Here is a 24,395-nt window from a genome sequence, read left to right on the forward strand (position 1 = left end):
GTGGCGGTTTCACTTTGGCAGCAATGCATCGGGCGACTACAAGATGAGCTTTCAGCTCAGCAGTTCAGTATGTGGATCAGACCTTTGCAAGCAGAAATGGATGGAGACACACTTGTTCTCTATGCGCCAAATCGCTTTGTACTCGATTGGGTTAGAGATAAGTACATTAATATCATTAACCAGTTCTTTACTGAACAGATGGGCAGCAACGCACCTAAGTTGCGCTTTGATATAGGTAGCAGACCATCTGCACCTAAGCCAATTCAAGCCACTGCGGGAATTATTAGGCCAAGACCGGCTGTAATGCCACAAAAAAGTCCGACCTCTTTTAATGTTAATTCCCCTGAGCCTGCTTCAACGGCTAACCATAGAAGTAATATTAATCCGACTTATCAATTTGAGAATTTCGTAGAGGGTAAGTCTAACCAACTCGGTAAAGCGGCTGCTATGCAAGTGGCTGAAAACCCAGGTGGTGCTTATAATCCATTGTTTTTATATGGCGGTACAGGTTTAGGTAAGACTCACCTGTTGCATGCTGTGGGTAATGGCATTATTAAGAATAATCCCAATGCTAAAGTCGTGTACATGCACTCAGAAAGATTCGTGCAGGACATGGTTAAAGCATTACAAAACAATGCGATCGAAGAGTTTAAGCGCTACTACCGTAGTGTCGATGCCTTGTTTATCGATGATATTCAATTTTTTGCTAACAAAGACAGATCCCAAGAAGAGTTCTTTCATACCTTTAATGCGCTCTTGGAAGGTAACCATCAGATTATTTTAACGTCTGATAAATATCCTAAAGAGATCGATGGTGTAGAAGATCGATTAAAGTCTCGTTTCGGTTGGGGCCTAACGGTTGCCATTGAACCGCCAGAATTAGAAACTCGTGTGGCAATCTTGATGCGTAAAGCACAAGAGAGCGGCATTAACCTTCCAGATGAAGTGGCTTTCTTTATTGCTAAGCGTTTACGTTCGAATGTCCGTGAGCTTGAAGGGGCGTTGAATCGTGTTATCGCTAATGCTAACTTTACCGGTAGACCCATTACGATTGATTTTGTGCGAGAAGCCCTTAGGGATCTCTTGGCTCTGCAGGAAAAGTTGGTCACGATAGATAATATTCAGAAAACAGTTGCTGAGTACTATAAGATCAAGATGGCGGATATGCTGTCTAAGCGTCGTTCACGCAGTGTTGCTCGGCCACGTCAGGTGGCAATGGCACTGTCTAAAGAACTAACAAATCATAGTTTACCCGAAATTGGGGATGCTTTTGGTGGTCGTGATCATACAACGGTATTGCATGCATGTCGTAAAATTGCACAGTTGCGTGAAGAAAGTCATGACATCAAAGAAGATTATGCTAACTTAATCCGTACGTTATCTTCATAAATCTGGGAAATTGGCACTGATGAAATTTTCAATTGATAGGGATGCCCTATTAAAACCGTTGCAACTTGTCACAGGTGCGGTGGAGAGACGACATAACTTGCCTATCCTAGCAAACCTATTAGTGGAAGTGAGTGGTCACTCACTTAAGATGACCGGCACTGATTTAGAAGTTGAGCTTGTTGGTCAGGTTCAACTTGAAGGTGATGTCCAAGAGGGGCGCACTACGATCCCTGCGAAAAAATTTCTCGACATCGTTAAATCATTACCCGATCAGGTTGAGCTTAAAATTGAGCAGATAGATAACCGTCTGTTACTGAGATCCGGTCGCAGCCGTTTTACTTTGGCAACGCTTCCTGCTGAAGAGTATCCCAATGTTGAAGCCTTTCAGGCTGATATTGAATTCACCATTAAACAGGGTACGCTTAAGTCTTTGATTGATGCGACTCAGTTCTCTATGGCGAATCAGGACGTTCGTTACTATCTTAATGGTTTGCTGCTGGAGACTGAAGGTAATGTGCTGCGTGCCATTGCGACTGACGGTCATAGATTGGCATTAAGTCATCGACAAATTGAAGCTACCTTGCCTGAAAAGCAGGTTATTGTGCCACGTAAGGGCGTCATTGAATTGCAGCGTCTGTTTGAAGGCGAAGATTTAGACATTACTATCGCCATTGGTGACAATGCGATTAGAGCGACGACAGCGAGCGCAGTGTTTACCAGTAAGCTGGTTGATGGTCGCTTTCCTGATTATCGTCGTGTATTGCCTAAAGGTGGCGATAAGGTTGTTATCGCAAGCCGTAACCAACTTAAGCAAGCTTTGCTTCGTGCCTCTATTCTTTCGAACGAAAAGTTCCGTGGAGTGCGTGTTCAGCTTGAAAATAACTTAATTAAGATCACTGCTAATAATCCTGAACAGGAAGAGGCGGAAGAGATCTTAGATGTAGAATATGAAAATACCCCGCTTGAGATAGGTTTTAATGTTAGCTATCTACTGGATGTGCTGAATAACCTTCCATCTGACGATGTGCGCATTACCTTAATTGATGGTAATTCTAGTGCCTTGATTGAGAACCATATCGAAGAAAATTCTATGTATGTTGTGATGCCGATGCGATTATAGGTTTCACTCACGATAAATTTTCTATTAAAGACTGATTAATCAGTCTTTTTTCATTTGTGGCTGCAGTGGTTTTTGACGACTTTAACTGGTCCTCTTTAGCGGCTTTGATGTGGCTTGAGGATGTGCTAATCTTCTTGGCTATTTTGAGTATTATCATACAAATTTGTTTTTTAACCTGGACCAATAATACCAATCAGTATAAAGGTGTGGTCGCTCAGCGAGAGTTTAACGCTTCTGAGGCAAGGCAACGAGTGAAGAACATAGTTGTTCTACGTTTAAGCTTGTTAACACAGCATCGGAAGCGATAAAACTCGCCTGTTAAGGAGTGTTTTTGTCTGCCTACTTCTGCGTTGAATGAACTTACAAGGGAATAACCATTCCATCATTCATTCGCCTTGAATTAGTTTGCCAAGAAACACGCTGAGTAGATCACTTTCTTATACTGATTGGTATAGGGTGTTAACTGAGTACTAAATGAGCCTGACACGTCTTCATATCGAAACTTTTCGAAATATCAGTTCGGCTCATTTGAACCCCGGTGATGGTTTAAACCTTATTTATGGTGAAAATGGTAGCGGCAAGACCAGTATTCTTGAGGCTATCTATTTTCTAGGTATGGGGCGTTCATTTAGAAGTCATCTGTCCCAGCGAGTGATCCAACATAATGACGATAAACTGACCCTGTTTGCCACTTTAAGTTTAGGTGAACGGGAGAGTAAAATCGGTTTACGTCGTTTTAGAAGTGGCGAAACTGAGGTCAAAATTAATGGCGATAATATAAAACGCTTGTCGACCTTGGCCGAGACGTTACCCATTCAGGTTATTACACCTGAGAGTTTTTCTTTGCTGTTTGAAGGGCCAAAGTCGAGACGCCAGTTTATCGATTGGGGCGCATTTCATAGCGATAAAAGTTTTCATTCGGCATGGGCCAATGTTAAACGGATTTTAAAGCAAAGAAATCAGTTGCTTAAAAATCAAGTTTCCTATAGTCAAATCCATTTTTGGGATAAGGAACTGGTTCGTTATTCTGAGCTGGTTACAAATATACGGAAACAATATGTAGACTCGTTAAATGAACAACTTAAGGGTATAATCGGAGAGTTTTTACCTCAGGTTGAAGTTAAGGTTTCTTTTACGCGAGGCTGGGATAGTAAAACAGATTTTGGGCAGTTACTTGAGACGCAGTATCTTCGAGATGTCGCGGCAGGGAATACTGGTAGTGGTCCCCATAAAGCTGATTTGCGATTACGTGTAGGAGTCTTGCCTGTACAAGATGCTTTATCCCGGGGTCAATTGAAATTGTTAGTCTGTGCACTGCGTATTGCACAGGGAAAGTTGTTAAAACAACAAACAGATAAGAATAGTATTTATTTGGTGGATGATCTTCCATCGGAATTGGATGCAAAGCACAGGCAACTATTGTTGCGGCAATTGATGGATACCGGTGCACAAGTTTTTGTTACCGCGATCGATCCTGCAGCGATAGTCGATTCGTTAGCCACACCACCAAGTAAGATGTTCCATGTGGAACAGGGGTGTGTAACGGTAATTGATAAACCGACGAGAGAACAATATGTCAGAGAATAGTTACGATTCTTCGAGCATCAAGGTACTAAAAGGTCTTGATGCGGTACGTAAAAGACCAGGGATGTATATCGGTGATACCGATGACGGTACTGGTCTGCACCACATGGTATTCGAAGTGGTCGATAACTCTATCGATGAAGCTTTAGCGGGCCATTGTAACGATGTTATCATCACTATCCATGCCGATGGTTCTGTCTCTGTAAAAGATGATGGACGTGGTATCCCTGTTGCGATCCACCCTGAAGAGGGGATTTCAGCTGCAGAGGTGATCATGACGGTGCTGCATGCTGGTGGCAAGTTCGATGATAACTCTTATAAAGTGTCTGGTGGTCTTCACGGTGTCGGTGTTTCGGTTGTTAACGCACTGTCTAGAAAGTTACAGTTGATCGTTCGACGTGACGGCAAGCTTTACGAGCAATTTTACACTCACGGTGTACCTGATGAACCGATTAAAGAGATCGGGGATTCCACCACTACAGGTACTGAGCTAAGATTCTGGCCAAGTACAGATACCTTTACCAATGTGTTATTTCACTTCGACGTTCTTGCTAAGCGTGTTCGTGAACTGTCATTCCTAAACTCAGGTGTAGGTATTCGCTTAATTGATGAGCGTGACAATAAAGATGAGTTTTTTAAGTACGAAGGCGGTATCAGTGCGTTTGTTGACTATCTAAACGTTAACAAAACGCCAGTGAACAAAGAAGTTTTCCATTTTATTCACGAGCGTGACGACGGTATTACCGTTGAAGTGGCTATGCAGTGGAACGATGGTTTCCAGGAAAACATCTTCTGTTTCACCAACAACATTCCTCAACGAGATGGCGGCACTCACTTAGCGGGTTTCCGTGGTGCGTTGACGCGTAATCTAAATAACTATATGGAAAGAGAGGGTTATAACAAGAAGGGTAAGACTAGCGCGACTGGTGATGATGCCCGTGAAGGTTTAACCGCTGTTATCTCTGTTAAGGTTCCAGACCCTAAATTCAGTTCACAGACCAAAGATAAATTGGTATCGAGTGAAGTGAAAACTGCTGTTGAGCAGACCATGGGTGAGAAATTAGGTGATTACCTGATTGAGCATCCAAATGAAGCTAAGTTGATTGTTGGTAAGATCATTGATGCAGCCCGTGCCCGTGAAGCGGCGCGTAAAGCCCGTGACATGACTCGTCGTAAAGGCGCATTAGATTTAGGTGGTTTGCCAGGTAAGCTTGCAGATTGCCAAGAGAAAGACCCAGCTCTTTCTGAAATTTACATCGTGGAAGGAGACTCTGCTGGCGGTAGTGCTAAGCAGGGCCGTAACCGTAAGAACCAAGCGATTCTTCCACTGAAAGGTAAGATCTTAAACGTTGAAAAAGCACGTTTCGATAAGATGTTATCTTCTCAGGAAGTTGTCACCCTCATTACAGCATTGGGTTGTGGTATTGGCCGTGATGAATATGATCCTGATAAAACCCGTTACCATAACATCGTCATCATGACCGATGCCGACGTCGATGGATCACACATTCGTACTCTGCTTTTGACCTTCTTCTTCCGTCAAATGCCTGAGCTTATTGAGCGTGGTTATATTTACATTGCACAACCACCTTTATATAAAGTTAAAAAAGGTAAACAAGAACAGTATCTTAAAGACGATCCTGCGTTAACTGAATACTTGACTAATCTAGCGTTAGACGGTGGTGAAATCCACCCTTCTGCCGCTGCACCTGCTATGTCTGGCGCACCGCTAGAGAAGTTGGTTTATCAGTACCGTGAAGTGGAAGCCATTTTCACTCGTTTAGAGCAGCGTTACCCTAGCTTGCTGACTGAGCGTATGCTGTATCACCCTGCACTTACTCAAGAGTTATTGAGTGATGAAGCAAAAGTCACGCAGTGGTGTAATGCTTATGTTGCCGATCTGGAAGAGCGTGATTCAGGTGGCGTGCACTACAATGCTGAAGCCTTCCTTGATATTGAACGTAAAGTGTATGTTCCTAAAGTGACGATTCGTAAGCATGGTATCGACACTAACTTCTTGTTCACTTATGACTTCTTACATTCTCATGATTATGAGTTGATGACTAAACTAGCTGAAGCACTTGAAGGACTCATCGAAGAGGGCGGGTTCGTTAAACGTGGTGAGCGTATGCAGGAGATAACGACTTTTGTTGAAGCGCTTAACTGGCTAATGAACGATTCAAAGCGTGGTTTATATATTCAACGTTATAAGGGATTGGGTGAGATGAACCCTGAGCAGTTGTGGGAAACGACCATGGATCCTGAATCGCGTCGTATGCTACAGGTGACTATTGAAGATGCTATTGGTGCGGATCAACTGTTTACCTGTTTGATGGGGGATCATGTTGAACCACGTCGTGACTTTATTGAAGCTAACGCACTGAACGTGGCTAACCTAGACGTCTAGACTAGAAACTGCGAGTTCCTAGCCTCGAGTTGCGAGGTTAAAGCTAAAACTAAAACAAGCCTCAGAGAAATCTGGGGCTTTTTTGCACATGGCGGGAGATGATCTTACATCTCTGTGCAATTTACCTTGTATCTGGCCAAGGGTCACTAAAGGTGGGGTTGTTGATAAAATCATCATCGGTCAAACTGTGCAGGAAGGCTAACAGCTGCTGTTTCTCTTCACTGGTTAAGGTGAATCCTTTGATAAAGGGACTTTTTAATGGATTAAGCCTGCCATCGCCTTGGAATGGGCCATCGGTAACATTACGTCCACCAGCTGCATAAATATCCAGAATCTCATCGAGTGTTGCCACACTACCGTCATGCGTATAGGGAGGAGTTAAGGCAATGTTTCGCAAACTTGGTGCACGAAAGCGTCCATCATCCATGGGGTTGATGGTTACTTCAGCAAGCCCTCTGTCTTTTTTTGGATAGTCTAAGTTATGGGTTTGAGTATTATCGCTTTTTACCAAGTTTGGCCGCTCAGTATAGTAAAGGCCGGTATTGTGAAAAGGGCGTTTATCTAAGGGCTGTTTTTCATGGCTGGTTGATTGAGTAAAGTTGAATCCACCATGGCAGTGATGGCACTCAAGTCTTTCGGAAAAGAACAGATCCATACCGGCAAGCTCTTGCGCATTTAAGGCTTCATCTTGACCTTGATAGGCATAAAGATCGAAGGGGGAGTTCAGAGACAGTAGGCTGCGAACAAAGCTAGATAGGGCTTGAGTGATCTGAATAAAATCAGCAGTTGCTGCAGCCTCTGGAAACGCGCTTTTAAATAGTGCTGGATAAGGAGGGCGCTTAATCGTGCCAGTATCTCAGTTTCATGGCCTATGGCTCCTAACTCTATGGGGCTTTCACCAAAAATAGGGAGGAGTAGCTGTTGCTCTATCTCGGTTAATCCATCATATGCCCAAGTTAAGGTTTTATTGTAAGCGATATTAATTAGTCCTGGAGAGTTACGCCGATGCAACTCCCCTGTGCTACCAACTGACACCGTTCATGCCTCTGAGAATGCCAGTGATTGTAGATGGCAACTGGCGCAGCTTTGAGACTGGTTCGCGGATAAGGCTTTATCGTAAAACAGGTAGCGACCTAGAGTGACTTTAGCTTGGCTCATTGGGTTGTTTTCCGGTACTTGTGGTCAAGGAAACTCCTTAGCCAGTGACCATTGATAATAGGGGGTAGGTGACGGTTGGTTCGATATTATGCCTAGGTAGATTAGAGGGATTAATAATCCTATTAAGCCTATCCATATCAACCTATTCATGATTGCCAACGCCATATTTGAGCGGTGCCATTGACGCCTATTTTAGGTAATAACTCTTTGTAGATAAGCGTGTTTGGGTCTGACATGCATGAGTCTTGTGTGATCTCTTGGTTCTGTAAAACCTCAGATAATAGCGGAGCAAGATCCAGCACTAAGCTGGCTTCACCTTGATAATGTAAAGTGAACCTTGGTCTGTTGGGATAGGCACACTCCTCGGCTGGTGCTCTCATGACACTGGCCGACTGACAGCCCGTTGAGCCCAAGTGAAACTGCCAACCAGTTTGCAGCTTGTCATTTTGCTGCTGTTCAGTTGCGAGATCCAGCCTGAAAAACTTATAGCCCAGCTGCCATGTCCAAAACATGTCACTTTGATTCAGCGGCGATGCGCTCGTGAGTAGCGCCTGATGGTTAAGTTCAAAGGGCACACCTAGGTTGAAACTAAACTCTCCCGGTTGCAAAGCCTGTTCGAAATGGAGTTGCCAGCGTCCATCGGATTGACAATCCGATCCCAATAGGGCCAGATTTTTTTGCTGGGTGTCATGACCTTTCTCGACTAAAGCGATAGCTTGTCCATTGTTGTTGAAATCACTCAGGTAGAACTGAATATTATCCAGCTGCCATAGTGGTAATTCAGGCAAAGCTTGATGACAATTTAATACCTGATCTCCCCACATCAGTTTGATTGGCAACTTTGTTGGTTTAGGGCTACATCCGCTTAAAAACGTGAGAATGATGATCACTGCTAATAGAGAGTTGATTGACGCGGTGCAAGATAGTGAGTGTGCATTATCAGTACTTATCATTGTTACTTTTATGTTGCTTGTGCTAGGTTTTAACCTTACACAAAATCAACATAAGTTGCATCCAAAAAGCCAATCGTTCTAGCTGCAAAAATACAATCAGAGGTTAATATGACGACTCGATTACGGATAAGCCAATGGCCAAAAATGGTATTACTTTTTCTGGGGAGTTGTTTAGTTGTCGCTTATTCATCTGCACACTCTGAGCATGATAAAGCTCGTTTCGTGAGTAGCCAAGGTGAAGATATCGGCTTATGTGACAAGGTTCTGCGTCCATGTAAAACCATTGCTTATGCGGTTAAACATGCCAATAAAGGTGATCGTGTTTTAGTGGCTGATGGTGAATATCACTTAAAAGATGTTGAAGATATTTTTCTGCTTACCAGTGGAATTGTACCTGTAATGGGCGGCTACAATCGCTTTGATCATTATCAATCCCAAGCTCCACAGCTTAATAAAACCTTGCTTGTTGGGGTTCCTGTTGAGTTTGCTGATGGGCTTACACTTAGGGGGTTTAGGGTGATCACCGATGGTATTGGCCAATATGGGACTGAGCTGGATGAGATGCTCAGTGCGCACCAGTCGTTGCAGCAAAGCCACAGTAATCAAGCATGTGAACAGGGAAAGTCAGGAAGCTTTAACTGTGAGAATATCGATCTGGTTTCCCATATGGCTTTGGGTGATTTTTCCTCCTCTCCATCTACAGCAAACGATATCTGGGGTCACGTCGATCTCAATACTGGTACTGAATATGCTTTGATAGGACTCAGAAATGGCACCGCGGTTGTCAGTTTAGCCGATCCTGAAAATCCGTTAGAGGTTGGGGTTATTTCTGGTTCTGGAACCTCTTGGCGAGATATAAAAGTATATCAATGGTTTGATAGTGATAATTTACGTTGGAAGGCTCATGCTTATGTGGTTTCTGAGGGCTCAGATAAGGTTCAAATCATTGACCTGAGTCAGTTACCTAATTCGGTTGTTATGGCAGCGACAGATAATGCCGTTTTGTCAGCACATAATATCTATATTAGCCATGTGGATTACAGCACTAATACGGCCTTGGATGGACTATCTCCTGCATTGCATATTGTGGGTCAAGACAATCAAGGTGGAGCATTTAAAACCTATGGTTTAGCAGATCCCAAAAAGCTTAATACTCTGTTTGCCCACTCTGGCGCAACACGAGATAATTATACCCATGATGCGGCTTCTATGGTTGTGGGCGACTCTCGGGCACAATCAAGTTGCCAAACTAGTTTATGTACCGTACTCATGGATTTTAATGAAAACTCCATGAGCTTGTGGAATATATCTAATCAATCTCAATCTACACTGCTTGCCGACGTCACCTATGATAACGCTCACTATGTGCATTCCGGTTGGTGGAGTGAAGATAAGCGCTATGTGTTTGTGCATGATGAGTTGGATGAGCAAAGGGCTGGGTTAAATACCACGCTGCGAGTATTTAACCTTGATAATCTTAAGGCCCCCTCGTTAGTCAAAGTCTGGACGGGCCCAACCAAAGCCATTGACCACAACGGTTATGTGCGTGGTAATCGTTATTACATGTCTAATTATCAACGCGGCGTGACGATTTTGGATATCAGTGACCCTACCGATCCACAAGATGTAGGCTATTTTGATACCTTCCCGTCATCTGATAGCAATGCTTTCAATGGCGTGTGGGGGGTTTACCCTTATCTTCCTTCTGGTTTGATATTGGCCAGTGACATTACTAGTGGTCTATATGTGCTCAGGGATAACACCCTAAATGAAGCTTTTGGTTCAAGCTCATTCTCTACAAAAGAATCTACGCTTACTCCGGGTGAAAGTGTGACTGTCACCGTTAATAGACCCGCTGGCACTGGTGCTGTCAGTGTGGGCTTTGAAACTTTAGGTGGCTCAGGTGTTCAAACAAGAGATTTTGAACCGCTTGTGGGTCGTTTAACCTGGGGAGCAGGTGATAATACGAGCAAGACGATCACAATTAATACCATATACAGTGGTCAAGATAAGGAGTTGCTGGTCTTTGTTCGTTTGTTTGATCCACAAGGTGGATTAACTCTCTCTGCACCCAGTTACCACACTTTAAGGATTGGAGTAAATCCAGCGCAACCTGGCGTGTTGGGTTTCGCTGATTCGAGTAAGAGCTTAAACGAAGGTGATAGCGCTACTAATGTATCGGTGGTCAGGCTTGGGGGAAGTTCTGGTGAGATAAGGCTTGATTACAGTTTGGTGAGTGGCAGTGCTGATGTTGGTGATGATATTGTCGATACCAGTGGGCAATTAGTTTGGGCAGACGGAGATAGCGAAGCTAAAACAATTAAGCTTACGCCTATCGAAGATAGCTTAGTTGAAGGTGCTGAGCAGTTTAAGATAGAGCTTAAAAGTGTTAATGGAAGCGAGTTGAGTGAGTTAGCGGTGACTATAATCGATAACGAACGAGCTAATACCGCTCCTTCGGTGAGTGCTGGTGAGAGTCGTGAGGTAAATGCCGGTGAAACCGTGACACTGATGGCTACAGCAACCGATGCTGAAAATGATCCTATCACTTACTTATGGGAGCTAGTTGAAGGTAACGTCTCGCTGTCGGCAAATCATCTCGCTGAGGTATCGTTTGTCGCGCCAAGTGAGAATGCATCGCTAAGCTTTAGGGTTACTGCTACAGACTCTTTTGGTGCGAGCTCTCAAGCTAGTGTGACAATTCAAGTTAAGGCGGCAGTAGTTACTCCTCCAACTACATCTGGTAGCTCAGGGGGGGGAGGTGCATTTAATTGGTTAGCGCTATTTATGCTTTCTTTGATTGCAAGTTATCGCAGGACAAAGTTGGTTTAATCTGTATTAGAGACTTTAACTTAAGGTTTCTTTTTTATTTAGTTTGAATTAGTTGATAAATGGACTTAGCAAACTCAAGAGCCTGTTCATTATCACCATGGAGGCAGATTGTATCGGCGTTAATTTTCAACGGTTGGCCATCTAAGCTGGTTATCGGTTTTTGCTGAATAAATTGCTTAACCTGCGCTAGTGCTATCTGCTTATCATGGATTACAGCACCCTCTCTACTGCGGGGGGCCAGTGAACCATCATTAAGGTAAGCGCGATCGGCGAATGCCTCTTGAATAACGTTAAGTCCTGCAAGCTTTGCCTGTTCAACTAAGGGGCTTCCCGCCAAGATCATCAACCTAAGTTTGGGATCTACCTGTTTAATAACATCAATCAATACAAGCCCCATAGCCTCGTTTTTAGCAACGTTATTATAAAAAGCACCATGAGGTTTCACGTGGAACATTTTAGCGCCTAATCGCTCGCAGACTACCTTCAATGCGTTTATTTGGTTGGATATCGACTCATGCAATGCTTTATCTGAGAGTGCCATTGGGGAGCGACCAAAATTAGCCGGATCGGGATAGCTAGGGTGAGCACCGATTTTGACACCGTTTCTCAGTGCGGATTCAACTGCAATTGTCATAGTATCTAGATTACCAGTATGGCCACCACAGGCGATATTGGCTGAGGTGACGATGTGGAGTAAGGCTTCATCATAGAGGCCTCCTTCACCCAGATCAGCGTTTAGGTCTATCGGGTAGTTTTTCAAGTTTTCTTTCACTATTAAACCTTACTGTTATTATTTTCTACGAGCTCTTAGGTTTATCTTTAGCTCGCAACTCGAGACTTACTTATCCTAGCTACTTGCTTCTATGGCTCTCTGTAGCCGATAGAAATACTGTTGCCACTCATAATTTGCGTCATCGGCTTGATTTGGACTGACATGGATGAATCTTATCTCCTGTCCCGGTAGGGTCTGAGCTAGTTTCCATAAATCCGCCACTATCACTGTTGCTATTTTAGGATAACCACCAGTGGTTTGTGCGTCGGCGAGTAGAACTATTGGCTGGCCTGATGGAGGAACTTGTACCACACCAGGCATAACAGCATGAGAATTTAGTTCTTGGAGCTTAGTCAGAGATAATAGCTCTCCTGCGAGTCTTGCTCCCATACGATTACTGTCATTGGTCAATTGCCATGGATTACTCCAGAAGGCTTTGCGAGACTGTAGGGTAAACAGTGACATTTCTGGGCCGGGAAGGGCACGTATTTCGTTTGAATATCCCCTCTGTACTGCACCAATGGGTTTGGCTATCTGCAAAGCTGGCCCGAGTGGTAACTTATCTCCTTGGACAAGTTGCTTAGTCATCTGAAGCCCAAAGTTTTGCTCATTAACTGATAGCACACCGCCATCGACCGTTAGATAGGCACGCATGCCGGATTTAGGACCTCGAAGCGTTAACGTTTCTCCTGATTTTATCTTATTACGCCAACCATGCCAGAGTTCCCGTCCAGCTATGGTTATTTGGTATTGAGCCCCTGTGAGTACAAACCAAGCATCACGGGTAAATTTAAGCTCGACTTGTCCGGAGGTTAACTCGAGTGCTGGAGTATCATCTGGATTGCCTAAAATCCTATTGCCCAGAATCAGTGCGTGGCGATCCAGTGTTCCGCCAAGAGGGATGCCTAAGTGTCGATATCCTGTTAACCCTAATCCTTGAACGGAGCTGAATAGACCAGGTATTATCACCTCTATACTGGCATCGACAGTTGATGACTTCTGTACATTGGCATCGTTAGTTGATGACTCTTGATGATTAATCATAGTGAGATGAACTCTAAGCTGGAAACTGGGGTAAAACGAACCTTGTAACCGGGGACTAGCAGGGTGGGTGTTGCTGGTAACTGGGGAGTGAAGAGCGCGATGTTGGTGCGACCGATAAGTTGCCAGCCTCCGGGGGATGTCGCTGGGTAGATGCCCGTTTGGCTGCCACCAATTCCCACCGAACCCGCAGGGATCGATAGTCTAGGTGTACTTAGCCTAGGCGTGAACAAGCTGCTATCAAGCCCATCGAGATAGGGGAAACCTGGTTGAAATCCTAGAAAGAGTACCGTGTACTCTGGCGTTGAGTGCCTGCGGACAACCTCTTCGGTGTCGAGCTGGTGGCGTCTTGCTACTTCATCTAAGTCGGGCCCATATTGACCGCCATACTGCACAGGGATCTCTATTGTGGGACCGAATATTGCAGTTGCTTTAGTTTCATTCCATAAAGGCACAAGTCTGGCTAACCAATCGGAGGACTGAGCAGACTCTTTTAAATAGATGGTGAGATTATTCATGCCTGGAACTATATCAATAAACACCTCTTTTTCAGTGCATGTTTGCGCTAACTGCCAAATGCGACTTTGGATGGTTAATTTCGTTTGAGCTGGAAAAAGTTCGCTACAATCGAGTACTAATGCCTTCTCTCCTAAGCGATAAACTTTAGGACTGGCGTGCAATGTCATCTGCCTTTTTACCTTGTTTCAGTATCTTGTGGCTTAATTGATAGTGTCGGTATTTGCTGCGGGAAACACAAGCATCTAAAGCTAATTAATGTTGGTAGTTGAGTCGATGAAGCCTTTTGGGAATCTGTGCTTGCAGATATTGATCTATACTTTTCATTATCATTCAGCACTCGGTCATCGTAATTGGTCAAAAAAATTATACAAAAGATATTTAATGTTAGGGATAAAGCCAATGTCGATGAAGCTAAAAGTTCTGCTATCGATCCTAGCTTTCAGAATATTGCATCGGTCTCTCAAAAACCTGTGCAGTCGTCCATGAATCCGCCTAAGCAAAATGTCGTTGCTGAACCCGTAACGGTGGATCTTTGTGCGCTATTTTACGGTCTGCTTTTTCCATCCCAAGGTTGTGATGATGGCAAGATAGCCAATAATCTTGAAAATACGGTAATCTCAGATGTTGAAAACGCACTTATCTGGCCTGAAAATATTGCACAAAAAGTATTGAAATTACCGAGTCAATTAGCTGTTCTTGACCAGAAGCTTAGGGATGATAGTGTTGATATTAATACTGTGCTGGAGGTGTTTAAGACAAAACCCTTGTTGAGTATTGAGGTGCTTAAATTGTGTAACTCACCTGCATTTAAACGATCTGATAAAGAGGTCACTAGTCTTCAGCAAGCTTTTGTTCAATTAGGTCGGGAACAGATAAGGCGACTGGTAATGACCTGTTTTATGGGAGAGTTAGGAGATATAAAACCTATCTATTACCGGCGTTTTGGCTCTCAAATCTGGCGTCATTCTAAGCAGGTGTCGTATCTCTCAGGTGAATTATGTCAAAATGATCCTGATACGGCATTTATGTTGGGGTTGCTTCATGATGTGGGCAAAATTGCGATCTTTAAGATGCTACTAGATGCGTTTCACCAGGCTGAGCCGGGCGAGCAGCCTAAATCGTCACTGTTTAAACAGGTGATGACAACTAAGTCACTGAGTTTAAGTACCTCGTTAGCCAAGTACTGGAATCTTCCAGAGATTTTTGAATCCTCTTTGAGTCAGCTTGCTAATAGCGATACAAAGCCGTCTGCTAGTCTGTCATTAGCTGTCTGGCGTGCAAATTTAATCAGCGAGTGCTCTATGTTGTTTGAAGTAAACCAGTTACAGGACGAGTGCTTAAATAAATTACTTATTGACGCGGATATTACTCGTGAACAGTTCGATATTTATCATGAAAAGTTGAAAGATTTTTAAAGGTTAATTTTTTCTTGGAAAGAGCGATACAAACTAGTCTCCTAGTACATCCTGTACTTAGAGGATAAATACATCCTTATACAAATCCCTTCCTTTACCATCTGACCTCCAGAGAAGGAAGAAATGCCAATAAATGTCGGGAACATTTATTGGCATGGTCATCAGAGATAAAGACATCCATGTATAAACCCCCTCTAACGCTATGACCACCATGGATGTGTGGAAATGTGCTACAGATGTAGGGAACATCTGGTATCCCTGCGTTCGGGGATAAATACATCCATGTATAAAAAAGCCACAGATATCTGAGGCTTAGTTTTATCATTTTACTCGAAGCTAGTTTATTATGCTTTATCTACTCTGACCGGCACGCCGTGGCGGCAGTTGTCACCGGCCCAGTAATCGATCAACATACTGGCTTCTCCTTGCCGGGTTGGGTCGTGGGGGATTAAGCGGTTAACCTCTAACCCACCAGCTCGCCCTACTAGACCAGGCAAGATGACACCATCGATAACCCTGTCATCCCCCCCGAAGCCACGATTGTGACCAAAACCGAAAGAGGCACTGATTGATCCTTGGGTTACTCCTTCGGTTAGCTGCAATGTTCCACTTGCAGGTCGCCCATTGCCGCTGCGGATGGTGACCCGACTTCTGTCCTCCAAGTCTAGTGTTAATGCCGTTTCAGGATGCATATAGATATAGTTTTCTGGGCTCATCTCATCGGTTCTGTCGTAAGCCACCGAATAGGGGGAGCGCACCGCAGGCTTATAGCTAGAGAAGAGTAGTGGGTATGTTGAACTTGGCCAATGTTGCTCCCATGTGTCTCCGTTCCAGAATATATGCTGGTGGAAGATAGGTGTTCCCGGGTAGGGTTTACCTGAGTATGCGTGCTTTAGTTGAGTGACGCCCGCATGATAAAGCTGCAGAAACTTACCTCCGCCCCCATTGATAAACTCCCCACTGTACTTTTCTGAGTCTTCATAATAGCCGCCGCGAGAGAGTAGAGATTCCACCTGTGTAGCTTCAGTCACCGTTAAACGGGGAGTCAGAGGTTTCATGGCATAGTCAAGACCTGCCCATAACCTGTCCTCTTTGCTTACCAAAGGCAAGTTTGTGCATTGTGCGGCAACGTTGGCCAAGTAACAGGCGTGCCAGTCATCAAACTCAAGCAGATCAATCCGCCGTCCATCGGCAGTCGGTATGGCTTCCTTACCAAATCCAGGCAGTTGCATCTCCATGGCGATATCGATAAGGAACTGCTCCATACAAACATGGCGTCCTCGTTTATCTTTTACTGTTCGAGGGCTGACTAGAGGAGCGCCAGCCACAACACCTAGTTTGAAAGCGCCCCACATACGGCTTGCGGCATACTCTTCGTACATACTTCTGTCTGGAATGAAGTAATCAGCATAGCGATTGGTTTCATTGAGGTGGCAATCGATAGCGATAGATAGTGGCACTCTAGCTGGATCTTTCAAGGAGTCCTCGACCGCTTGTGAAATCGAAGCGGCACTATAAAGTACATTGCTGCGCCAGTTGATAAAGGCTTTGGCTGAGTAAGGATCCGCGTTGGCCTGACTGGTTAGCATCTCTGCGGCATTATAGAAGGGCACCAACTCGTGCCAGACATTTTCTGCCGGATAGGGGTTTTGACCATTAGCGATTTTATCTTTGTACTCGGTAGATGACTCATAGCCTCCATCACGACACGCGTCGATAACGCCGGTAAGATCGACCCCATTTTCAACCGTGGACAGATCATAGTTGCCTTCATAACCCCAAATCGCGCCATTGGCATAGAGGGCACCGCCCTTGGCATCGTGGGACGCGATCAGTGTATTGAGCAGGCCACATAGCCAACCTATCATGGTGCTGTCAGAGGAGTTAGCCCCTGTACTGGTCACGATACATGCTCTGCGGCCATGATGGGTAAAGTCATAAGCGGTTGTTTGCATGGCTTGAACACTAATGCCTGAATAACTGGCGTAGTCAGCTAGCGAAGTTCTATCGGCTTCGCGCTTCAATAAGGCAAGGGACGAAACCAAGTTGATTCGATTACCTCTCTTGTCTATGAAGGTACCATTAACCAAGAGCTCGGCTTGATTGGCTTTCGTTGCAAGTTGAAGTTGTCCCTTAACCACAACTAAGGCTTCATCTTTGCCAAGACCAAATTCGGCTGCCGTGGCAAACTGTCCATGGCGTGGATGAGACGCCTGATCTATCACTAGATGAGTGGCATTAGAGTGGTTAACCTCGCCTTTTGCCGTCGCGACATCTGACGAAGGTATGGCAAGGAAACTCGTGTTATGCCAATTATTGGCCAGAATGATCTGTATCAAGCCAAAGAGAAAAGCGCTATCTCGGCCCGGCTTAATTGCGAGCCAGCTGCCCTCTGTGTTGTTGGCGACAGTCGTACGTAGCAAAGGGTCGACACAGACATATTTAAATTGTCGGTTCACCCTAGCATCCGCCAGTCCCCGGCCTACACGATTGAGACTGTAGCCGGATGATCCTGGACTCGTTCCGAGGAATATGGCGTACTGGGCATGATCCCAGTCGATATCATTGAGCCAAGACTCCATGCCGGGGTTAATGGCCAGCGCCATACCTGAACCTAAAGAAGCGCCGCAATAGGAGTGTTTGGTGCCAAGATTTGTGGTTCCCCATGCCTGTTTCATAAAGCGTGAGTATAGGGCTCCCCTGAGGGTATCCTCTTCACAGAAAGTGGCGAACAATCGGTTAGCCGCACTGCCAAACTCGGGATGTCCCTCTCGTGCGGGTTTGTCCAGCTGGTGTATCGCCTTGAGTCCGTCCACATCACCTTCACCGAATAGATCTCCACCATTAAGGATCTCTTGCAGTGCCTGTTCATAGGGAATACTCACCCAGTTATTATCACCACGCTTGCCGGCACGCTTAAGCACTTGAGTGACTCGTCGTTCGTCATCGACAGAGTTGACGCTACAAGCCCCTTTGGCACAAGTTGTGGCTCTATTTTTTTGCCCGGCTTCGCCGCTCAGTTGTCGATAACTCTCTTTGACCTGAGTCACTAGAGGCATGGGGGAGCCTGAGTTGTTTTCACAATAGGGGTTGCCCCCAACTTTCAATAACGTATCACTCGCTTCATCGATACGGGCGCGAATGCCGCACATGTTGTAGCAGGCAAAGCAACGACTGTAGGCCGTACGTATCCCCGGTGTTTTTTGGATATTGCCATCTGACAAGATGGTGAACTCGGGTGGTAAGGGATTACCAAACTTATTGTTGGGTATTGGGGCTAATGGTGGCTGCACCTTGTTGCTACATCCTGAAGCCGTTAGGCCTAGCAGGGAAAGCATGCCAGCCTGATTGATAAACTGTCTTCTATCCATAATGGGGTCCTATCTCTGCCAATCCAGATGACTTAATGCTAAAACCTCTTGGTCGGCAAAGTCTTCTGGAAGTCCTATGTAGTAGATGTTGGGTTGAGTGCCAGAGTCTGACAAGAGTGTGTAAACCCGGTTATTTTTCACGGCTTGATGTACTTGGCTGCTAGGGTCGTTAAGATCGCCAAATAAGCGGGCTTCACCGACACAGGTTTCCACGCAGGCTGGCAATAGACCTTGAGTCGTTCTGTGGATGCAGAAGTTACAATGTTCAGGCGGTGTCTTCATCAATTCTCCACGTCTTCTTGCACCATATGGGCAAGCTTTAACGCAGCGTTGACAGCGAATACATCTCTCTTGATCTATGACGACGATTCCATCCTCTTTTCGCTTGTATGTCGCGTCTTTTGGACAAACTTTGACACACTCTGGATGCTCGCAATGGTTGCATTGGTTGGGCAGTGCTAGGGTCTTGAGTTTACCTGCATGGGCTAAGCTATATTGGGTCACACGGGTTCGTCCCATGCCTTTAGTGACCTGATTTTCTATTGAGCAGGACACAGTACAAGCCATACAGCCTGTACAGCGGCGAACGTCGAAGACCATGGCCATTTTTCGACCTTGTCCTGCTGCAAGAATTGCCTGACTCGGTACCAGTGTCAACATTGCGCTACCGGCGGCAAATTTTAATAGTGATCGGCGATCCATTTTGGATGCTCCTTGTTGAAGCCTAATATAGGTAACAAATCGGTTTTAAATTTCTGGATAAGTACTAGAAATGGTATGCAATACCAATAAGATAGTTTTCGTCATAGAACTCTTGATAGTTAACCTCAGCTAGGAGTTCTAAGTTGTCGAGTGGCCAGTAACTGTATTTTACTGATAGGTCATAGGCGGTTTCTGATATCTCATTACCGTCCATAAACCAATAGGCTTCCCCCTCGAAGAAGTAGCCAGCATGCAGGGTGAAAGTACCGAATTGTTCGGTGGGGAAACTGTAGTTGATATCCGCATACCAAGTTTCCAGATCTTTATCGTAGTAAGCATTTAGATTGGTGTTGAACCAGTCTACAGTTGCGACAAACTCAGTGCTTGAGTCGGCATCGCCATAAGTGTATTGCTGCACGGTAAACCCGAGTGCCAGGTCGTCACTTAGGGAGGTGTAGTAACCCGCGAAGTAATCTATCTCATAGTCATCTTCGATATCTGTCATGCCTTCATAGCGGTAGGTTTCAAAGGCGCCACCAATGTAAAATCCTGAGTCATGGTAGAGGGTGATATCGGCTTGTAGGCTAGGCTTATCATCGCTGAGGCTCATGCCTCGCCATAGATAGTTACTTAGCCCTTTAAATGACCCATTTACAGAGAAACTGGAATCCGCACAGGTAGAGAAAGAGATGGCTGTCATTAGCCCACATGTCGCCAGTAGTTTGATCGATTTCATGGTTTAATCCTTTATTAAGTGAGCTTCACTGTGCCGGAAGTTGGCACAGTGATTTGGTATATGAATTAACGTATTTGCTTGTGCCAGAGGTTGTGGTGTTGCTTGGCCCAGTTCTCATCACAACATCCAGAAACCATGTTTTCCATGCCGCCTTCAGAGATTAAGGTCGCCATAAAGATATGGACAACAGTAAAGACTCCGAGAATGATGGCCGAGATACAATGAAGTACCAACATCCACATCATGGTGCCTTTTGCTAGTGTCATCGCCTCTGGGTACATCAGTGCCAGACCCGATACCACTAGTACTGCACCGAACAGAGCGAAGCACCAAAACCAAAGCTTTTCTCCGGCATTGGCAAAGCCTGCATCGGGATGACTATCCTTTAATGGGCCAAAATTAAGATAGCCACCCAATGATTTGAACCAGGCGAAATCACAAGATTCAGGCAGTTGTTTGCGCGCCCATTTTATGGTCATAACTAACCAGCCGATCACAAAAGGAATGGCAAAGAAATTATGGATAGATATGGAGCTGGCAATAAAATTATTCCAACTGTATGCCGACATCCAATCAATCAAGAAGTAACGTCCGCCAGCAATCACAATACCGGTGAGAATAAGTGCAAGGCATGCGATAGCACCAAGCCAATGGATTAAGAGATCCGTACTGCTCCAGCGTTTTATTTTGATGCCAGAAAAGCCGTTAGCCAGGCGAACAGGCCCATTAATCCAAGTAAATAGAGTAAAGACAGTGATCGCTAACACTAGGCTCCACAAGGTTGCATAGCCCCATGCTTCTCCCGTGTCTAGCACCTCTAAAGCACTAGTGCTTACAGCTTGTGCCGGTTGTTCACGCATGGGTAGTTTCGCCGAATTAGCGATACCGAGTAACTCGGGGGCATCGGCTTGAACCACGACTAGATTAATCGGGTTCCAAGCCTCTGGTTTGAGAGTCTCTGTATATTCAGCGGCCTGAGTGTTACTACAAAACATGATAATTGCACCTATAGCAGTGCATATAGCTTTGTTCATTTTAATTTTCCTTTGTAAGTAACCCCATAGTGGTTAATCTTTAACTGGCATTTGGGCTTTGATAAATAGTCCTAAATGTTCACTAAATAATTTCCAAAATGGCATGCTTGTATTGCTATAAATATCGTTAAGAAAGGCTTCGTACCATTGGCTAAGATGAATGGCGATAAATCCATTGATCTTGTTAGTGATGTCAGCCTTGTCGCTATTCTCTTGTAAATATTTGCAGTGCAGAACGAACAGATATTCCAGTTCATTACCGATAAAGTCAGCGGGTTCACCGGATGCACGATCCGCCATTAAACCTAAAGATTGGTAATGAGCCTCCACCTGTTCGGTTATCTTGGTGAAGATCTCTCTGGATTCACCTCGGTAAACCGACTCATAGGGGGGAGCGGCTAAACGGTAGGGGCCAACACAAAGTTGGTTATACTCAATCTCTACCGCCTCTGCTGATTCCGCCATTTGCTGGCAGATACCAATAAGCTCGGAGTCTGGTTCAGTCATCACCAGGTATTCGCTCAAATTCAGTAGTTTCTCTTTGGATATCCCAAAAAACAGTGATTTATAAACAAATAATCCGGCGGCAGTCATCGGGTTAGCGCTCATTAAGCGCGCTCCTTAATGATCACCATGTTGGGTTTGGTAATGCAGTCGCCGTAGCCCACTCCCTCTTTAGAAGCTGAGGTGCGTTGCAGTACTTGCGCAATGTTATCAATATCCAAACAATTGACTGGGCAACCATCGACACAAGCGGGTTTTTTGCCTGCATCAATTAGCTCGATGCACATATTGCACTTGATTGCCTTACCATCACCCTTAAGTATGGCTACCGCACCATAGGGGCATGCCTGTGCGCATAGACCGCAACCGGTACACAGATCTCGGTCCAGTAATACCAAACCATCGTGTCGTGTACTGTATGCCTTAGATGGACATACAATCAGACATGCCGGGTTATCACAGTGCATACAGGAGTGAGTTAACCAGACATCCTTGACGCGTTTGCCATTGGTGATCTCGTAACGGTCTACTTTACGCAGGCGCACATTCTCTGGAAGTTCGTTATGAATTTGGCAGGCAACCGTACAGCCGCTACATCCGACACAGTTTTCCTGACGGAAAATAAATCCAAGTTGATGTTTGTTTTGCATTTGCTGTCCTTACGCCTTCTCAATGGCCACGTTAGTGGAGTGATACGCAGAGCAACCACCGAGATCGGCAAGGCGATCTGTGGTGATGATGTTGGTACATGTTTTGCTGCCATTAGGATTAAACCGACGCAGATTATTCTTGACGGTTAGCACCACACCGCGACTCACTTGTGAGCTGAGTACAGCCGTGAGGAAGACTTCACCACGATGGTTATAAACACGCACTTGATCGTTATCAGCTATCCCTTGTTCTTTGGCGTCTTCAGGGTGGATAGTGACGGTATAAGCTGGGAAGTTGCGGATATACTTGACGTTATAGAACTCACAGTTCATGCGTTGAATTAACGCAGGGCTCACCATACGGAATGGCAGTTTGCGCTCTTTTTCACCCATCCAATCTTCAACTAAGCCCAGATCGAGTACCGGATGGAAACCCTTATCCACCATATACTGCGACTTAAATTCAAGCTTGCCGCTTGTGGTGTTATATTTGGCTGAACCAAAGTAAGGACGTTGGTCGACAACTTTGACAAATTTATCTTTCATCAGGCGATCGTAGGTGATGCCTTCGAAGAAGGGACTATCGGTCTCTAAGAACTGACGGATTAATTCGTCACTGGTTGCATCAAATTCAGGATCTGTATAGCCCATCGCTTTTGCTAAGCCGCTGAAGAAGGTTAAGTTCGGCTTAGATTCGCCTAACGGTTCGATCACCTGTTCACAAACCTGTACATCATAGAAGCCATATGATCCTATGATGTCGGAGGTTTCAAACTGGGTTGATGACGGCAAAATGATGTCACACATGTCCATACTGTCATGCATATTGAAGTCAAAGCCGACCACAAACAGGTCGTCTCGCTGCATATACTCCAGTACTTTCTGTGCTTCGGGCGCCATTGCTGCAGGGTTGCCATTGTAAAACAGCATAGCTTTGACTAATTGGCTCGGCTTACCATAAGAGGTGGGGTTGACAGGATCTAAAGCTTTGGCCAGTTCCGTAATGTTAGTGTGTTCCACATCGTGATCTGTACGCAGATGTTTGGCGCGGATCTTATCGTGGTTACCACCGCCCCAAGCCTGCATATTGTCATAGGTTAAGCCATTACCAATTTTTGCATAGTGGCCACCGACAGCATGTAATAAGCAAGCTGCACGGGCAATTCGTCCGCCAGTGTAGTTACGCACTATGCCGTAACCTAGGCGCCAATGTGCCAATTTAGCTGTGCTATACAGTTCGATGAACTTTAGTAAGTCTTCTTCGCTTACTTGACAAATCTGGAGTGATTTCTCAATAGAAACAGTCTTAAGTTGTTCAACCACGGCATCAAAATCAACCGTGTGGCGATTAATAAAGTCCATATCATGTAAATTATTATCCACCATGCATTTCATTGCGGCAGCAATGAAATGCACGTCAGTGCCAGGCTTTAACTGAATGTGTAAGTCAGCTTGCGAAGCCAATGGCGTACGGATAGGGTTGATCACAATGACTTTACAGTTATTATCACGCGCCTTATTGATATACTTGAGGACGTGAACATTGGTCGCTGCTTCATTCCAGCCGTGGGAAATATAAAGGTCGGAATAAATACTATCTTCTGGATCTGGCCCATCAGACGTACCTAGAGCTGAGAACACGCCATAAGTACCTGAGTAAGCACATACATAACGATCAAGTTCCCGTGCATTTACCTTGTTCCAGAATCTTTCTGATGCCGCATACATACCGATGGCACCATAGTTACCTGAGTAACTATATGGCAAGATGGCGTTGGCGCCGTCTTCAGCAATGATTTTTTTGAAGCGAGTGGCAATTTTGCTGTATGCCTCATCCCAGCTAATACGCCGCCATTGTCCACTACCTTTAACACCTACTCGTTCCATTGGGTGGAGGATTCGATCTGGTGAGTAGGTGTATTGTACGTAGGTCAAGCCTTTAACACAGGGACAGCTACCTGTCTTGGGCTGTTCTGCGGCACCCTCAACATAGGTCATACGGCCATTTTGAACATAGAACTTAAGCAAGCAACGGTCCGCACAGTTACGTAAGCAGCTATGATAAACAACCTTACCCTGACGTTTTATTAATAAGTCATTACGAGCCCCGTAGTTTTTCGCATTAACAATACCGGGAACTAAACCACTCAGACCGGCGGCGGCACCGGCAATACCTACATTTTTTAAAAAAATTCGTCTATCCATATT

General features: G+C 45.0%; 18 protein-coding genes and 1 pseudogene. 6 read left to right on the top strand and 13 right to left on the bottom strand.

From position 1 onward, the window contains the following. The 4 genes from dnaA (at position 1) to gyrB (ending at position 6,500) form a co-directional block, all read left to right on the top strand. The gene (gene dnaA, locus HWQ47_RS00005) at positions 1-1,389 is read left to right on the top strand and encodes a chromosomal replication initiator protein DnaA (RefSeq protein ID WP_269969177.1); all 1,389 of its coding nucleotides are present in this window, start codon (positions 1-3) and stop codon (positions 1,387-1,389) included. Between the two features lie 19 nt (positions 1,390-1,408). Beyond that, positions 1,409-2,509 (top strand): DNA polymerase III subunit beta, encoded by a 1,101-nt coding sequence (dnaN, locus tag HWQ47_RS00010; protein ID WP_269969178.1) that lies wholly within the window; start codon positions 1,409-1,411, stop codon positions 2,507-2,509. Between the two features lie 474 nt (positions 2,510-2,983). Further along, the gene (gene recF, locus HWQ47_RS00015; RefSeq protein WP_269969179.1) at positions 2,984-4,096 is read left to right on the top strand and encodes a DNA replication/repair protein RecF; all 1,113 of its coding nucleotides are present in this window, start codon (positions 2,984-2,986) and stop codon (positions 4,094-4,096) included. Next, positions 4,083-6,500: a DNA topoisomerase (ATP-hydrolyzing) subunit B gene (gene gyrB / locus HWQ47_RS00020; RefSeq protein ID WP_269969180.1), complete on the top strand. Its 2,418-nt coding sequence runs from the start codon at positions 4,083-4,085 to the stop codon at positions 6,498-6,500. The genes recF and gyrB overlap by 14 nt, the downstream gene beginning before the upstream one ends. Before the next feature lie 121 nt (positions 6,501-6,621). Here gyrB and HWQ47_RS00025 read toward each other — a convergent pair whose 3' ends face one another. From HWQ47_RS00025 to HWQ47_RS00035, 3 genes and pseudogenes are all read right to left on the bottom strand, one after another. Next, entirely contained in the window at positions 6,622-7,155 is a 534-nt protein-coding gene (locus HWQ47_RS00025) for a hypothetical protein (RefSeq protein WP_269969181.1), read from the bottom strand. A gap of 93 nt (positions 7,156-7,248) precedes the next feature. Next, positions 7,249-7,658, bottom strand: a pseudogene (locus HWQ47_RS27925) (cytochrome c peroxidase); the annotation flags it as partial. 146 nt (positions 7,659-7,804) lie between these two features. Continuing rightward, positions 7,805-8,611 carry an MbnP family protein gene (locus tag HWQ47_RS00035; RefSeq protein ID WP_269969182.1) on the bottom strand — a complete coding sequence of 269 codons (807 nt, stop codon included), beginning with the start codon at positions 8,609-8,611 and terminating at the stop codon, positions 7,805-7,807. Positions 8,612-8,719: 108 nt separating this feature from the next. On the opposite strand from HWQ47_RS00035, the gene HWQ47_RS00040 reads away from it, so the two are divergent. Continuing rightward, on the top strand, positions 8,720-11,443 hold the full coding sequence (locus tag HWQ47_RS00040) for a choice-of-anchor B family protein (protein WP_269969183.1): 2,724 nt from the start codon (positions 8,720-8,722) through the stop codon (positions 11,441-11,443). Between the two features lie 34 nt (positions 11,444-11,477). Here the strand turns inward: HWQ47_RS00040 and pxpA are convergent, their stop codons facing one another. From pxpA to pxpB, 3 genes are all read right to left on the bottom strand, one after another. Then, positions 11,478-12,215 (bottom strand): 5-oxoprolinase subunit PxpA, encoded by a 738-nt coding sequence (gene pxpA / locus HWQ47_RS00045; RefSeq protein WP_269969184.1) that lies wholly within the window; start codon positions 12,213-12,215, stop codon positions 11,478-11,480. A gap of 75 nt (positions 12,216-12,290) precedes the next feature. Beyond that, positions 12,291-13,259 (bottom strand): biotin-dependent carboxyltransferase family protein, encoded by a 969-nt coding sequence (locus HWQ47_RS00050; RefSeq protein ID WP_269969185.1) that lies wholly within the window; start codon positions 13,257-13,259, stop codon positions 12,291-12,293. After that, positions 13,256-13,942 (bottom strand): 5-oxoprolinase subunit PxpB, encoded by a 687-nt coding sequence (gene pxpB, locus HWQ47_RS00055; RefSeq protein WP_269969186.1) that lies wholly within the window; start codon positions 13,940-13,942, stop codon positions 13,256-13,258. The genes HWQ47_RS00050 and pxpB overlap by 4 nt, the downstream gene beginning before the upstream one ends. 183 nt (positions 13,943-14,125) lie before the next feature. Here pxpB and HWQ47_RS00060 point away from each other — a divergent pair, with 183 nt between their 5' ends. Next, entirely contained in the window at positions 14,126-15,190 is a 1,065-nt protein-coding gene (locus tag HWQ47_RS00060) for an HDOD domain-containing protein (protein ID WP_269969187.1), read from the top strand. A gap of 344 nt (positions 15,191-15,534) precedes the next feature. Here the strand turns inward: HWQ47_RS00060 and HWQ47_RS00065 are convergent, their stop codons facing one another. The 7 genes from HWQ47_RS00065 to HWQ47_RS00095 all read right to left on the bottom strand — a co-directional run bounded on the left by HWQ47_RS00065 (position 15,535) and on the right by HWQ47_RS00095 (position 24,392). Continuing rightward, positions 15,535-18,561 carry a molybdopterin dinucleotide binding domain-containing protein gene (locus HWQ47_RS00065; RefSeq protein WP_269969188.1) on the bottom strand — a complete coding sequence of 1,009 codons (3,027 nt, stop codon included), beginning with the start codon at positions 18,559-18,561 and terminating at the stop codon, positions 15,535-15,537. Positions 18,562-18,570: 9 nt separating this feature from the next. After that, positions 18,571-19,263: a 4Fe-4S dicluster domain-containing protein gene (locus HWQ47_RS00070; protein WP_269969189.1), complete on the bottom strand. Its 693-nt coding sequence runs from the start codon at positions 19,261-19,263 to the stop codon at positions 18,571-18,573. A gap of 64 nt (positions 19,264-19,327) precedes the next feature. Beyond that, positions 19,328-19,999: a TorF family putative porin gene (locus HWQ47_RS00075; RefSeq protein WP_269969190.1), complete on the bottom strand. Its 672-nt coding sequence runs from the start codon at positions 19,997-19,999 to the stop codon at positions 19,328-19,330. 65 nt (positions 20,000-20,064) lie between these two features. After that, complete coding sequence (locus HWQ47_RS00080) at positions 20,065-21,033, bottom strand: formate dehydrogenase subunit gamma (RefSeq protein WP_269969191.1); 969 nt, start codon at positions 21,031-21,033, stop codon at positions 20,065-20,067. Positions 21,034-21,066: 33 nt separating this feature from the next. Continuing rightward, positions 21,067-21,642: a TorD/DmsD family molecular chaperone gene (locus HWQ47_RS00085; RefSeq protein ID WP_269969192.1), complete on the bottom strand. Its 576-nt coding sequence runs from the start codon at positions 21,640-21,642 to the stop codon at positions 21,067-21,069. Beyond that, entirely contained in the window at positions 21,642-22,187 is a 546-nt protein-coding gene (locus HWQ47_RS00090) for a 4Fe-4S dicluster domain-containing protein (protein ID WP_269969193.1), read from the bottom strand. Before HWQ47_RS00090 ends, HWQ47_RS00085 begins: the two co-directional genes overlap by 1 nt. 9 nt (positions 22,188-22,196) lie before the next feature. Beyond that, positions 22,197-24,392 carry a molybdopterin-dependent oxidoreductase gene (locus tag HWQ47_RS00095; RefSeq protein ID WP_269969194.1) on the bottom strand — a complete coding sequence of 732 codons (2,196 nt, stop codon included), beginning with the start codon at positions 24,390-24,392 and terminating at the stop codon, positions 22,197-22,199. Between the last annotated feature and the right edge of the window lie 3 nt (positions 24,393-24,395).

It is taken from the genome of Shewanella sp. MTB7, from assembly GCF_027571385.1.
Taxonomy (GTDB): Bacteria; Pseudomonadota; Gammaproteobacteria; order Enterobacterales; family Shewanellaceae; genus Shewanella.

Excerpts from the sequence above, each read along its gene's own strand:
- dnaN (WP_269969178.1), top strand. The coding sequence starts at position 1,409 with ATGAAATTTTCAATTGATAGGGATGCCCTATTAAAACCGTTGCAACTT.
- recF (WP_269969179.1), top strand. The coding sequence starts at position 2,984 with ATGAGCCTGACACGTCTTCATATCGAAACTTTTCGAAATATCAGTTCG.
- gyrB (WP_269969180.1), top strand. The coding sequence starts at position 4,083 with ATGTCAGAGAATAGTTACGATTCTTCGAGCATCAAGGTACTAAAAGGT.
- HWQ47_RS00025 (WP_269969181.1), bottom strand. The coding sequence starts at position 7,155 with ATGGATCTGTTCTTTTCCGAAAGACTTGAGTGCCATCACTGCCATGGT.
- HWQ47_RS00035 (WP_269969182.1), bottom strand. The coding sequence starts at position 8,611 with ATGATAAGTACTGATAATGCACACTCACTATCTTGCACCGCGTCAATC.
- HWQ47_RS00040 (WP_269969183.1), top strand. The coding sequence starts at position 8,720 with ATGACGACTCGATTACGGATAAGCCAATGGCCAAAAATGGTATTACTT.
- HWQ47_RS00050 (WP_269969185.1), bottom strand. The coding sequence starts at position 13,259 with ATGATTAATCATCAAGAGTCATCAACTAACGATGCCAATGTACAGAAG.
- pxpB (WP_269969186.1), bottom strand. The coding sequence starts at position 13,942 with ATGACATTGCACGCCAGTCCTAAAGTTTATCGCTTAGGAGAGAAGGCA.
- HWQ47_RS00065 (WP_269969188.1), bottom strand. The coding sequence starts at position 18,561 with ATGGATAGAAGACAGTTTATCAATCAGGCTGGCATGCTTTCCCTGCTA.
- HWQ47_RS00070 (WP_269969189.1), bottom strand. The coding sequence starts at position 19,263 with ATGGATCGCCGATCACTATTAAAATTTGCCGCCGGTAGCGCAATGTTG.
- HWQ47_RS00075 (WP_269969190.1), bottom strand. The coding sequence starts at position 19,999 with ATGAAATCGATCAAACTACTGGCGACATGTGGGCTAATGACAGCCATC.
- HWQ47_RS00080 (WP_269969191.1), bottom strand. The coding sequence starts at position 21,033 with ATGAACAAAGCTATATGCACTGCTATAGGTGCAATTATCATGTTTTGT.
- HWQ47_RS00085 (WP_269969192.1), bottom strand. The coding sequence starts at position 21,642 with ATGAGCGCTAACCCGATGACTGCCGCCGGATTATTTGTTTATAAATCA.
- HWQ47_RS00090 (WP_269969193.1), bottom strand. The coding sequence starts at position 22,187 with ATGCAAAACAAACATCAACTTGGATTTATTTTCCGTCAGGAAAACTGT.
- HWQ47_RS00095 (WP_269969194.1), bottom strand. The coding sequence starts at position 24,392 with ATGGATAGACGAATTTTTTTAAAAAATGTAGGTATTGCCGGTGCCGCC.